This window comes from Mycolicibacterium moriokaense (genome assembly GCF_010726085.1).
Classification (GTDB): Bacteria; Actinomycetota; Actinomycetes; order Mycobacteriales; family Mycobacteriaceae; genus Mycobacterium; species Mycobacterium moriokaense.
Genome location: NZ_AP022560.1, coordinates 3922056 through 3934518 on the forward strand (window position 1 = coordinate 3922056; position 12463 = coordinate 3934518).

The 12463-nt window shown below is 65.6% G+C and carries 12 protein-coding genes; 9 read left to right on the forward strand and 3 right to left on the reverse strand.

From position 1 onward, the window contains the following. Positions 1–76 precede the first annotated feature (76 nt). On the forward strand, positions 77–1594 hold the full coding sequence (locus G6N43_RS19185) for an aldehyde dehydrogenase family protein (protein WP_083149690.1): 1518 nt from the start codon (positions 77–79) through the stop codon (positions 1592–1594). Positions 1595–1612: 18 nt separating this feature from the next. Here G6N43_RS19185 and aspS read toward each other — a convergent pair whose 3' ends face one another. Next, positions 1613–3379 carry an aspartate--tRNA ligase gene (gene aspS / locus G6N43_RS19190; protein WP_083149691.1) on the reverse strand — a complete coding sequence of 589 codons (1767 nt, stop codon included), beginning with the start codon at positions 3377–3379 and terminating at the stop codon, positions 1613–1615. A gap of 76 nt (positions 3380–3455) precedes the next feature. Here aspS and G6N43_RS19195 point away from each other — a divergent pair, with 76 nt between their 5' ends. Beyond that, a complete protein-coding gene (locus G6N43_RS19195; RefSeq protein WP_110810302.1) occupies positions 3456–4343 on the forward strand; it encodes an oxidoreductase in 888 nt (295 codons plus the stop codon). Between the two features lie 35 nt (positions 4344–4378). After that, positions 4379–4888 carry an SRPBCC family protein gene (locus tag G6N43_RS19200; protein ID WP_083149692.1) on the forward strand — a complete coding sequence of 170 codons (510 nt, stop codon included), beginning with the start codon at positions 4379–4381 and terminating at the stop codon, positions 4886–4888. Positions 4889–4942: 54 nt separating this feature from the next. Here G6N43_RS19200 and G6N43_RS19205 read toward each other — a convergent pair whose 3' ends face one another. Next, positions 4943–6448 carry a carboxylesterase/lipase family protein gene (locus tag G6N43_RS19205; RefSeq protein ID WP_083149693.1) on the reverse strand — a complete coding sequence of 502 codons (1506 nt, stop codon included), beginning with the start codon at positions 6446–6448 and terminating at the stop codon, positions 4943–4945. Positions 6449–6523: 75 nt separating this feature from the next. Here G6N43_RS19205 and ypfJ point away from each other — a divergent pair, with 75 nt between their 5' ends. From ypfJ to G6N43_RS19225, 4 genes are all read left to right on the forward strand, one after another. Then, a complete protein-coding gene (gene ypfJ / locus G6N43_RS19210; RefSeq protein WP_083149694.1) occupies positions 6524–7414 on the forward strand; it encodes a KPN_02809 family neutral zinc metallopeptidase in 891 nt (296 codons plus the stop codon). Between the two features lie 216 nt (positions 7415–7630). Next, on the forward strand, positions 7631–8032 hold the full coding sequence (locus G6N43_RS19215; protein ID WP_110810303.1) for an MBL fold metallo-hydrolase: 402 nt from the start codon (positions 7631–7633) through the stop codon (positions 8030–8032). After that, positions 8029–8565 carry a DinB family protein gene (locus G6N43_RS19220; RefSeq protein ID WP_083149695.1) on the forward strand — a complete coding sequence of 179 codons (537 nt, stop codon included), beginning with the start codon at positions 8029–8031 and terminating at the stop codon, positions 8563–8565. Before G6N43_RS19215 ends, G6N43_RS19220 begins: the two co-directional genes overlap by 4 nt. Further along, entirely contained in the window at positions 8549–9382 is an 834-nt protein-coding gene (locus tag G6N43_RS19225) for a mycofactocin-coupled SDR family oxidoreductase (protein ID WP_110810292.1), read from the forward strand. The genes G6N43_RS19220 and G6N43_RS19225 overlap by 17 nt, the downstream gene beginning before the upstream one ends. Positions 9383–9464: 82 nt before the next feature. Here G6N43_RS19225 and G6N43_RS19230 read toward each other — a convergent pair whose 3' ends face one another. Then, positions 9465–10349, reverse strand: coding sequence for an acyl-CoA thioesterase (locus tag G6N43_RS19230; RefSeq protein WP_083149696.1), 885 nt, complete (start codon positions 10347–10349; stop codon positions 9465–9467). Between the two features lie 78 nt (positions 10350–10427). Between G6N43_RS19230 and G6N43_RS19235 the strand changes: the two genes are divergently transcribed. Further along, on the forward strand, positions 10428–11093 hold the full coding sequence (locus G6N43_RS19235; RefSeq protein WP_083149697.1) for a TetR/AcrR family transcriptional regulator: 666 nt from the start codon (positions 10428–10430) through the stop codon (positions 11091–11093). A 111-nt stretch (positions 11094–11204) separates the two neighbouring features. After that, positions 11205–12428, forward strand: a complete 1224-nt coding sequence (locus G6N43_RS19240; RefSeq protein WP_275989736.1) for an amidohydrolase family protein — start codon at positions 11205–11207, stop codon at positions 12426–12428. Positions 12429–12463 lie beyond the last annotated feature (35 nt).

Below are 12463 nucleotides of genomic sequence, written 5' to 3' on the forward strand. Positions count from 1 at the left end.
AACCCTCCCTTTGGGCGATGGCGAGGCCTGGGGGCGTGCCCGTTGACTACATGTCGACCGAGTCGAAGGAGTCACCATGGCGCCGCACATCAGACACCATGAGATGTTCATCAACGGAAAGCATGTCGACTCGCCGGAATCTGACGAGATCCGCGACCCCGCCACCGGGGAGGTCTTCGCCACGATTGCCCGTGGGGACGTCGAACACGCCGACGCGGCAGTCTCGGCTGCCCGCACCGCCTTCGAGGCCGGTTCATGGTCACGCCTTGCACCCGCTGATCGATCGAAGGTGATGCGCGAAATGGCCGATCGGATCGGCAAGGAGTTCGACGAGCTCGTTGATCTCGAGATTCACGCCAACGGCGCCACGGTAAGGCAGGCAACGGCCTTTCACATCGGTTATGCGGCGCCACACCTCCTGCACTTCGCCGAACTCGCCGATTCTTACCAGTGGGAGCGCCAAGTACCGACGCAGGCCTACCCGACCCTGTCGACGAACGTGATCCGGCAGGAGCCCCTCGGTGTCTGCGCCGCGATCGTGCCGTGGAACTTTCCTCTGCTGCTTGGTATATGGAAGATCGGGCCGGCACTGGCTGCCGGCAATTCGGTTGTCGTCAAGCCCGACGAGAAGGCGCCGTTGACGCTGCTGCGGCTGTGTGAGATCGCCCAGGAATGCGGGGTGCCCGACGGTGTCATCAACCTTGTCACCGGCCCCGGCCCGACCGTTGGGGCGCGGCTGGCCGAACATCCCGATGTGGACAAGGTGGCCTTCACCGGATCGACTCCGGTGGGCCGCGAGATCATGCGCCTGGCGTCCGGAACGGTCAAGAGGATCTCGCTCGAGCTCGGCGGCAAGGGGGCGCAGATCCTGCTCGATGACGCCAACCTCGACGTCGCCATCGACGGGGCGCTGTTCGGGTGCATGCTGTACTCCGGGCAGATCTGTGAGTCCGGAACGCGTCTTTTGGTGCCCGATGACATGTATGACCTGGTGGTCGATCGCCTGGTCGACCGTGCGTCCGCACTGAAGTTGGGCGACACCACTGACTTCGATACTGATGTGGGACCACTGATTTCGGCGAGACAACGCGACCGCGTGCTGGGCTTTCTCGACAGCGCCAGGGCGAGCGGGGCGAAGATCGTCCTCGGTGGCGGCGTTCCGCACGGCAGCCGCTTCGCCGAGGGGTACTGGATCGAGCCGACGATCGTCACAGAGGTCAGCAACGACATGGAAGTCGCGCGCGAGGAGATATTCGGGCCGGTACTGTGCGTCCTTCGCTATGCCGATGAGGCCGATGCCGTCCGTCAGGCCAACGACACCCAGTACGGATTGAGCGCCGGGGTGTGGAGCACCGATTACGAACGAGCGATCGACATAGCGGCCCAACTGCGTGCCGGCACCGTGTGGATCAACAACTGGCATCAGATCGATGCGGCGTTACCCTTCGGCGGATTCAAGCAGAGCGGCGTGGGTCGCGAACTCGGTGAGCACGCGCTCGATGAGTACACCGAAACCAAACATGTGCACATCGATCTGACGCAACGGGTCGAGCGGCACATCTTCGGGGCGCTCTTGTCCGAGCCGCTTCGCTAAGGGTACCGCCCTGCGCTCCTAGTCCGTCTTCGGTTTGGCGTCGATGCCGGATTCCTTGCGCTGCTGCGGTGTAATCGGCGCGGGCGCGCCGGTCAGCGGATCGACACCGCCACCGGACTTCGGGAAGGCGATGACCTCCCGGATGGAGTCGAAGCCCGCGAGCAGCGCGGTGATGCGGTCCCAGCCGAACGCGATGCCGCCGTGCGGCGGGGCGCCAAAGGTGAAGGCTTCCAACAGGAATCCGAACTTCTCTTGCGCCTCGTCGTGGTCGATGCCCATCATCGCGAACACCCGTTCCTGAACGTCACGACGATGGATACGGATCGAACCGCCCCCGATCTCGTTGCCGTTGCAGACGATGTCGTAGGCATTCGCCAGCGCCGAGCCGGGATCGCTGTCGAAGGTGGCCTCCGACTGCGGTTGTGGCGCGGTGAACGCGTGGTGCACCGCGGTCCATGCGCCCGAACCCACGGCCACATCGCCTGCTGCCGCGGCTTCGTCGGCGGGCTCGAACAACGGCCAGTCGACCACCCAGGTGAACGCCCACGCCTTCGGGTCGATCATGTCGAGACGCTTGGCGATCTCGATGCGGGTGGCGCCGAGCAGTGCCCGCGCGGACTTCGCGGGGCCGGCCGAGAAGAAGATGCAGTCCCCCGGCTTCGCGCCGACATGCGTTGCGAGGCCATCGCGTTCGGCGTCGGTGAGGTTCTTCGCGACGGGCCCACCCAGCGTGCCGTCCTCACCCACCAGGACGTACGCCAGACCCTTGTGGCCGCGCTGTTTGGCGAACTCCTGCCAGCCGTCCAATGTACGACGCGGCTGCGACGCTCCGCCCGGCATGACGACCGCGCCCACATACGGCGCCTGGAAGACCCGGAAAGTGGTGTCGGAGAAGTATTCCGTGCACTCGACGAGCTCCAGACCGAACCGCAGGTCGGGTTTGTCGGTACCGAATCGCCGCATCGCGTCGGCGTAGGTGATCCGCGGGATCGGCGTCGGCAGGTCGTAGCCGATGAGCGCCCACACCGCCTTGAGGATCTCCTCGGACACCGCCATGACGTCGTCGGCTTCGACGAAGCTCATCTCCATGTCGAGCTGGGTGAACTCCGGCTGCCGGTCGGCGCGGAAGTCCTCGTCGCGATAGCAGCGCGCGATCTGGTAGTAGCGCTCCATGCCTGCGACCATGAGCAGCTGCTTGAAGAGCTGCGGACTCTGCGGCAGCGCGTAGAAACTGCCGGGCTGCAGACGCGCGGGCACCAAGAAGTCGCGCGCGCCCTCCGGGGTCGATCGCGTCATCGTCGGTGTCTCGATCTCGACGAAGTCGTGGCGTGCCAACACCTCGCGTGCGGCGGCATTCACCTTGGAACGCAGGCGAATCGCATTTCCGGGACCCTCGCGACGCAGGTCGAGGTAGCGATACTTCAGCCGGGCTTCCTCACCTGCCTGCTCGTCGAGCTGAAACGGCAGCGGCGCGCTCTCACCGAGCACCGTCAACGACGTCGCGTTCACTTCGATGTCGCCCGTGGGGATTTCGGGGTTGGCGTTGCCCTCGGGTCGAACCTCGACAACGCCCTCGACGGCGACGCAGTACTCGGCGCGCAGCCGGTGCGCGTCCGCCAGCACATCCGCCTCACGGAACACCACCTGCGACACTCCGGACGAATCACGAAGGTCGATGAAGATGACTCCGCCGTGGTCGCGGCGACGCGCTACCCAGCCGGCGAGCGTCACCTTCTGACCGGCGTCGGCGGACCGCAACGAACCGGCGGGATGACTGCGCAGCACGAACTCTCCTGAGAATGGCCTGTTGGGATGACTGCCACAGTGTAGTGGGGCGGCCGGGGGCGGTAGCTTGGCGTTCGTGGCTGGCGGCATCGCACTGGTCGGTCCCGGTGCGATCGGGTCGACGGTCGCCGCCCTGCTGTATGCCGCAGGCCATCAGGTGACCCTGTGCGGGCGAACCGCACGTGAGTCCATCGAGGTCAGACCCCACGAGGGCGACCCGATCGTCGTACCGGGGCCGGTGCTGACCGACCCCGCAGTCATCGACCAGCCCGTCGACGTGGTGCTGGTGGCAGTCAAAGACACCCAGAACGAGCAGGCAGGCGCGTGGCTGGCCCGGCTGTGTGACGATCGCACGGTCGTATGTGCGCTGCAGAACGGCGTCGAGCAGGTGGAGCGGGTGGGCCGGTATTGCCCGTCGTCGACGGTCGTGCCGGCGGCTCTGTGGGTCTCGGCGGAACCCGACCCACAGGGCTTCGTACAGTTGCGCACCGGCGTACGCATCGTGCTCCCCATCTCCGATGCCGCGGAGAAGCTCGCCAAGCTGTTCGACGGCGCGGGCATCTCGGTCGCACTCGACCCCGACTTCATCAGCGCTGCGTGGCGCAAACTCCTGCTCAACGCCGTGTTCGGGTTGCCGGTACTGGCCGGGCGACGCGCGGGGATGTTCCGGCGCGACGACGTCTCCGCCCTGGCGCGGCGCTATCTCACGGAATGCGTCGCGGTTGCGCGCGCGGATGGCGCGAAACTGGGCGACGAGGTGATCGACGAGATCATGAATCTGCTCGTCAACCTGTCTCCGGACATGACGACGTCGATGCTCACCGACCGCGAGGCGCACCAGCCGCTGGAATGGGACATCCGCAACGGCGTCATTTCCCGTAAAGCCGCCGAATACGGCCTGGCCGCGCCAATCAGCGACGTCCTGGTGCCGCTGCTGGCTGCGGCTAGCGACGGTCCCGGCTGATCCAGACCCAGGCTAGACACAATGTTCTACCGTGTATGGCCATGCACGCATGCGAGCTGGTTGACCTCGACTTCATCGACAGCGCACCGTTTCGGTTCGTCAGCACCGTCGACCTGAACATCACTCCCGGGCAGTTGTTCGAGGTGCTCGCGGACGCGGAGTCGTGGCCGCAGTGGGCGACGGCGATCACCAAGGTCACGTGGACCAGTCCGGAGCCCCGCGGCGTCGGCACCACCCGCACCGTGAACATGCGCGGCGGGATCGTCGGCGACGAGGAGTTCCTGGCCTGGGAACCCTTCACCCACATGGCTTTTCGGTTCAACGAGGCCTCCAGCACATCCATCGCGGCGTTCGCCGAGGATTACCGGGTCGTCGAGACCGACGACGGCTGCCACCTGACGTGGGTGATGGCGATGAAGCCCAAGGGAATTGCCGGCCGCATCGGCATGACGCTGGGCAAGCCGATCATGGCGCGCACCTTCCAGAAGTTCCTCTACAACCTGCGCGACTACACCGACGAGCGATATCCCCTGCGCCGAAACTGAAGTTACACAGCGAAAGTCCGAGAAGCGGCCTGCGTAGGTTCAGGTTGGCGGAGGTCAGTACAGCCCCGCCCATGCCTTGCGCCGCGCGGCGTCGGGATCCTCTACGACGGTGTCGCGGGTCGTCATGATGATGCGGGTGAAGCGACGGTCGGTGTCGTAGACCGGCCAGTCGTGGCCGTTCGACCACCCGATCTCCCCCGTGTCCCATCCCTTGGCCGCGAAGTCCAGCCAGGCCCGCTGCATGCGCTTGCCGACCGGCGGCTGCAGCCGACGTCCGAGCGGATGCAGCTTTCGCCCGACGAACGACGCGTAGCTGTGCTGGATGTGCACGATCTCGCTGCCGTGGGTGGCGCCCAGGCCCAGCACGCGCAGACTCCAGCCGACATGGTCGAACCGGTACATGTGGGTCGGGGCGATCGCGCTGTACGCGTCGGCGAACGCCCACGTCGGGCCGCCGAACATCACGTCGGAGCCGAACGCAATCAGCGCCCGCCGCCTCGGATAGTCGGGGTATGCGGCCAGCACCTCGGATTTGGCATCCGGTGCGGCGCGCTTGAAATACGCATCGATGGACGCCTTCGTGGTCGGGAGCATCGGCGGCTTCGTCCACGCGAACATCGACGCCTCGTGGCTGTTGGTCCCGATGATCAAGGGCATCCGCTCGATCGCACCGTCGCGGGCGGCATCCACCGGATGCTGCGGCAGCAGGTCGACCCCGTACGTCAAGCCGTACGCGAGAGTCGGTGTCCGCGACGCACTCTTGAGCTGCAGCATGCCCGCCGCGCGTCGGAGTTGGCGCTGCGGCAGGGCCTTGACCTCGGACGCCTCGACGCCCAGCCGTTTCAGGAAGGCGTGTGCCTGTCTGGCCCGCGTCTCGCGGTCGGCGATCAGCGGCAGCGCGGGACTCTGTGCGATCGCCCTGCTGAACAGCCCATTGGCGGCAGGACTGGCCAGCAGGGCCAACACCGACGTGCCGCCTGCCGACTCACCGAACACCGTCACCCGGTCGGGGTCGCCGCCGAACGCCGCGATGTGGTCGCGGATCCAGCGCAGCGCCGCCATCTGGTCGCGTAGCGCGAGGTTGTCGTCGAATCCGTCGCCCAGGTCGGAAAGCTCGAATCCCCCGAACACCCCGATCCGGTACGTGATGTTGACGACCACGACGTTGCCGTTGGCCGCCAGCCGTGAACCGTTGTACAGCTGGAACTGCCCGGCGCCGTAAACGAACGCACCGCCGGGAATCCACACCATCACCGGAAGCGACGCGTTGGTGTCCGGCGACCACACCGTCAGCGTCAGACAGGCTTCGTCGCGGACCTTCGGATCGTCGCGGCCGCCGCCGACGAACGACTTGCTCTGCGGCGGAAGCGGCCCGTGTTCGAGCACGTCGCGCACACCGGTCCAGGGCCGCAGTGGCGCAGGCGCCAGGAAACGACGGTCCCCCACCGGCTGCTCGGCATACGGCACACCACGCCAGACCCCGACGCCGCTCTCGGTCGTGCCACGCAGATCGCCCAGGTCGGTATGTACGACGGGAGAATGTCCGACGACGACTGACACGTCTGAATCGTAGTGTGCAAAGCTGGACAGACCTGGGTGCCAGACCCATGTTGCGAGTGCGTTTGGAGCGGTGGGATGACCTTCAACGAGGGTATGCAGATCGACACGAGCAACATCTCCACCAGCGGAGGAGGTCGTGGCCCCGGCCGTGGAATCGCGATCGGCGGCGGGTTCGGCGGTCTGCTGATTCTGGTCGTGGCGCTGTTCCTCGGCGTTGACCCCGGTTCGGTCATGCCGCCGCAGCAGCAACAGATCGACCCCGGCGTCGAAGCCCCCGGCTACGACCTCAGCCACTGCAAGACCGGCGCTGATGCCAACAAGTACGTCGAGTGCCGGGTCGCCGCGACAACGAATTCCCTTGACGGCGTGTGGAGCCAGATTCTTCCCGGCTACACGCCACCGCACACCAGGCTCTTCCACGGTCAGGTGAACACCGCCTGCGGGCCCGCGACGAGCGATGTCGGTCCGTTCTACTGCCCCGGCGATCAAACCGCGTATTTCGACACCGACTTCTTCGAGGTGCTCAAAGACCAATTCGGTTCGAGCGGTGGACCGTTGGCACAGGAGTACGTGGTCGCCCACGAGTTCGGCCACCACGTACAGGATCTACAGGGATCGCTCGTCAACGCACAGCGGGATCCGCAGGGCGCGACCGGCGGCGGTGTGCGCACCGAACTACAGGCCGACTGCTATGCCGGCGTCTGGGCGCACTACGCCGCCATCATTAAACAGGAAAGCACCGGTGTGCCTTATCTGGAACCGTTGAGCGACCAGGATATTGCCGATGCGTTGTCGGCAGCGGCTTCGGTGGGCGACGACCGCATCCAGAAGGCGGCGACCGGACGCGTCAATCCCGAAGCGTGGACCCACGGTTCGTCGGCGCAACGGCAGAAGTGGTTCACTGAGGGTTACCGCACCGGCGATCCCAAAGCTTGCGACACGTTCTCGACGAACAACCTCGGCTAGATTTCGCCGCTAGCTGACCGGGTAGTGATCGCTCGGGAAAGCGATCTAGCGTCGAACCATGGACACGGTCACGGCCACGCCGAACCTCACCATGCTCGTCATCAACGGCTGGCAGGTGTACCTGTAGCGCGACGCCGATTCGGTGACGCTGATCGACACCGGCGCACCGGGATCGGCGGCTCGGGTGACGCCGACGTGATCAGGAGCGGAGCGGCGATGCCTCCCCCGGTGTTCGAGGACTGGGAAATCCCCATCCACCAACAGGTTTCGGTTGGCCTGCCGGACGCGGCCTCGCCGGTTCACGGACTGCAGGAGCTGCACGACGGTGAGGTGTTCGACTTCGGCGGTGGCGCCGAAGTGCTGGCTATACCCGGCCACACCGACGGCAGCATCGCGATTCATCTGCGGAACCACGGTGTGCTGTTCACCGGCGACACCATCGCCAACGTCGGCTCCGTCGTGCTCGGCACGTTCAACCAGGACCGGGTACAGACCGTCGCGTCGTTCAAGCGACTGGCCACCCTGGACGTGGACACCGCCTGCTTCGGCCACGGCGAGCCCATCATCGGCGACGCTCGCACTCCGATTCGCGAAACGGCTGCCACACTGATCGGGTGACGGCCGAGCACGACCCCATCGAACCCGATACCAAGGACTGGACGTGGGTCCTCTCGCGCCCCTGCCCCGATTGCGGGTTCGACCCGAACGCCGTGCACCACACCGAGGTCGCCGAGGTCATCCGCACCAACGCGGCCCAGTGGGTGCCCCGACTGGCCCGCGCCGACGTCAGAGAGCGTCCACAGCCGACGGTGTGGTCGACGCTGGAGTACGGCTGCCATATCCGCGACGTGCACCGCATCTTCAACCATCGCGTCCGGTTGATGCTCGAGGAGGACGAACCGCTGTTTTCGAACTGGGATCAGGATGCGACGGCGCACGCCGACAACTACGGTGCACAGGATCCGGCCGCGGTCGCCAACGAGTTGGTCGAGGCCGCCAACACCGTCGCCGACACGTACACCAGCGTTCCGTCCGACGCATGGTCACGGCGCGGACTGCGCAGCAACGGCAGCGAGTTCACGGTCGCCTCAATTGCGATTTACCACTTGCACGACATCGTCCATCACGCGCACGATGTCGACCATGGCTGATGACACACCGTTGGCGGGCAAGGTCGCCTACGTCACGGGAGCGGCGCGCGGACAAGGTCGTTCACATTGCGTCCGGTTGGCGCGGGCGGGCGCCGACATCGTCGCGATCGACGCGTGCGCACCGGTCGCCGAACACAACGGCTATGCCCCGGCGCTGCCCGAGGATCTCGCCGAGACGGTGAACCTCGTCGAGGGCGAGGGTCGCAAGATCCGCGCAGAAGAAGTCGACGTCCGCGACCTCGAGGGACAGCAGCGGGTCGTCGCCGACGCGATCGAGCAGTTCGGCCGGCTCGACATCGTCGTCGCCAACGCCGGTGTGCTGAATTGGGGCCGGCTGTGGGAGATTTCGGCTCAACAGTTTCAAGACGTCATCGACACCAACCTGACGGGCGTGTGGAACACCATCAAGGCGGTGGTCCCCGCGATGATCGAGGCGGGTAACGGCGGATCGATCATCAACATCAGCTCGGCGGCGGGCATCAAGGCGGTACCGGGCTGCGGCCATTACTGCGCAAGCAAGTTCGGCGTCGTGGCGCTGACCAACTCACTCGCGGTCGAGTTGGGCGAGTACGGGATTCGGGTGAACTCGGTTCATCCCTACGGCACCGACACCCCGATGGGCAACGATCCGTCGATGTGGCAGTTGTTCGCCGACCATCAGAACTTCATTCACAGCTTCTCGCCGGGTGCGCTGCCCACCGATTCACTGGCCGCCCCGGATCTGGTGTCCGACATCGTGCTGTGGCTGGCCAGTGACGCGTCGTCGTTGGTCACGGCGGCTCAGATCCCCGCCGACAAGGGCTATCTCAAGATCTGAGGCACCCCGGCCAAACCCCCGCGAGCAGACGCCAAGTCCCCCCTTTTTCGCGGCGTGTCGGGCGCTTTCGCGTCTGCTCGCGCTAGAGACGGGACTGTTCCTTGATCGAGCTGTCGGTGGTACGCAGCGGACGGATCAACGCGTCCTGGCTGAACGATGCGATGAGCTCACCACTCTCGGTGTGAACGGTGCCGCGCACATAGGACATGCCGGCACCCACCTGGGTGCTCTCGTGGGTGTAGAGCAGCCAGCCGTCCCATGAGAACGGTTCGTGGAAGCTGACCGCCACGGTCATCGGTGCCGTCGACACGGTCAAATGCGCCTGCGCGGTTCCGATGCCTTCGTGCGCCCGCATCGTCGTCGAAATACCAAGGTGGCCGGTGAAATACGCGATCAACGCCTTGGCGAGTTCCTCGCGCGCGGGAATCGGGTCGTAGTGCAGCCAGGCATACAGCTCCGGCGGCCCCACCTCGTCGGGGCTGTTCACGTCGACGACGTCGACCAGGCGCACCTGCCGTCCGATCATCGGCATGTCACACATATTCGCCTCGTTGGGACCGGCGACCTGGGGGCGCGGCAGGTGGTGTCGGATGACGTCGGCGGTGGGGACGTCGGTGAGCACGGTCGCGGTGATGCACCGCTTACCGTTCTGCTTGGCCGCGACGATCGCGGTGGCCGTCGACCGACCTTCGTTGACCACGTCCAGCTCCAACTCCACCGGACCCGCGCCCACCATGACCGCGCGGGCGAACACCGCGGACACCGATCGCACCGACTTGCCTGGAAAGCGTTTGGCCACAGCGACAATCGCCTGCGCGAGCACCTGCGTTCCCTCGACGACCTGGCGATCGTCCTCACCGGCGGGACCCACTTCGGCGATGAACGTGTTCTCGCCGTCCGGCTTCACGTCGAACAGATCGAGGAGGCTCTCAACGGTCCAGGGCGTCTGCGCGGAGTCTGTGGTCATGGGTGGGAACAGTAACCGAGGATCGACAAAAGCGGTAACGTCGTTACCGACAGTCGAGGACAACCGGGAAGGTGACCCATGGCCAAGCGCAGCGGTCGGTCGCCGAACGGAGGTGCCCGTACGGCGCCCCCGGACGGGGTCGTCGACATGGACCCCGAATCACGCCCGAAGCGGTTCATGAAATCGGCGTTGGCGATTCTCGGCGAGACCGGCCGCACCGACTTCACGGTGCTCGAGGTCGTCGAACGGTCCAAGACTTCGCTGCGGTCCTTCTACCAGCACTTCTCCACGAAGGACGAGTTGCTGCTCGCACTGGTCGACAAGATCATGTCGGAGTCGACCCGCAAGTGGCGCGAGGACACCGCCGGCCTGCCCGCCGTCGATGCCCTGCGGATTCTCATCGACCGCATCTGCACGCCCGCGGAAACCACCACTCAGGACAAGGTCAACCGGGGTCTGACGTTCTACAATGACCGCCTGGCCGAGGTACTGCCCAGCGAGTACGCCCGCGTGCTCGCCCCGGTGCACGAGCTGATCAAGGACATCATTCAGCGCGGCATCGACGAGGGCACTTTCCGGGCCGACATCGATATCGACGCGACGGCCGCGCTGATCATGCAGTCGGTGCTCGGCGCCATGCGACTGCGGGTGCTCGGCGCCGAACTCAACGGCGTCCCCGTCGAAGCCGACCACATTTACGACTTCTGCGTCAGCAGCCTGACCGCCCGGCGCGACCCCGCCTGACCTGCACCGCACCACGCGAAAATCACCTCTACCAGGGGTGGTGTTTTCGCTGGTCCCGAAGTGGTAATGTCATTACCACACAGCTAGTCAAGATTCCCTGGAGGCGAAATCATGACCCGCGCGCTCCCCTATCCGGTGTTCGACGCCGACAACCACTTCTATGAGCCCAAAGAGGCACTGACGCAGTTCTTGCCGGACCACCGCAAGCACGTCATCGACTACATCGAGGTCCGCGGCCGCACCAAGATCATGGTCCGCAACCAGGTCAGCGACTACATCCCGAATCCGACCTTCGAGATCGTCGCCCGGCCGGGTGCGCAGGAGGAATACTTCCGCCACGGCAGCGGCGGCAAGAGCTTCCGCGAGGTGATGGGCAAGCCGATGAAGGCCATCCCGGCGTTCCGAGATCCCGCGGCACGGCTGGAGGTCATGGACGGCCTGGGGCTCGACTACTCGCTGATGTTTCCGACGCTGGCCAGCCTGGTCGAGGAGCGTATGAAGGACGACCCGGTGCTCATCGCCGACGTCATCCACGCCCTCAATCAGTGGATGTACGAGACGTGGCAGTTCAACTACGAGAACCGGATCTTCTCCACTCCCGTCATCAACCTCGGGATCATCGACCGCGCGCTCGAGGAACTCGAATGGTGTCTGGAGCGCGGCGCCAAGACCGTGCTCGTGCGGCCCGCGCCGGTGCCAGGCTTGAAGGGCACCAGATCGTTCGGCACCGAGGAGTTCGACCCGTTCTGGCAGGCCTGCGTGAAGGCCGGCATCCCCGTCTCGATGCACGCCTCGGACTCGGGCTACGCGGAGTACCTCAACGACTGGGAACCGGCCGACGAGTACCTGCCGTTCCGTCCGACGGCCTTCAGGATGGTCTCGATGGGCAAGCGGGCGATCGAGGACTCGATGGCCGCGCTGGTCTGCCACGGCGCGCTGACCCGCAACCCGGAGTTGCGCGTCCTGTCGATCGAGAACGGCGCCGACTGGGTGCCCTACCTGTTCAAGCAGTTCGACAGCGTCTACCAGAAGTTGCCGCAGGAGTTCCTGGAGGATCCGATCCAGGCGTTCAAACGCGGCGTGTACGTCGCGCCGTTCTGGGAGGACGATTTCGCGAAGATGGCCGATCTGATCGGTGTCGACCGCGTGATCTTCGGCTCCGACTGGCCGCATCCGGAGGGGCTGGCCGAACCCACTCACCTGATCGACGACCTGCAGGGCCTCGACGACGAGGGCCAGCGAAAGGTGATGGGCGGCAATATGATCGATTTGTTCAAGGTGCCGAACGAGATCGTCCACAACCCCGACGTTCCCGCACTCGTCATCCCCGCCTGATCCAACGGCAACCGTCGTGAAGGTGCGTGTCGGGC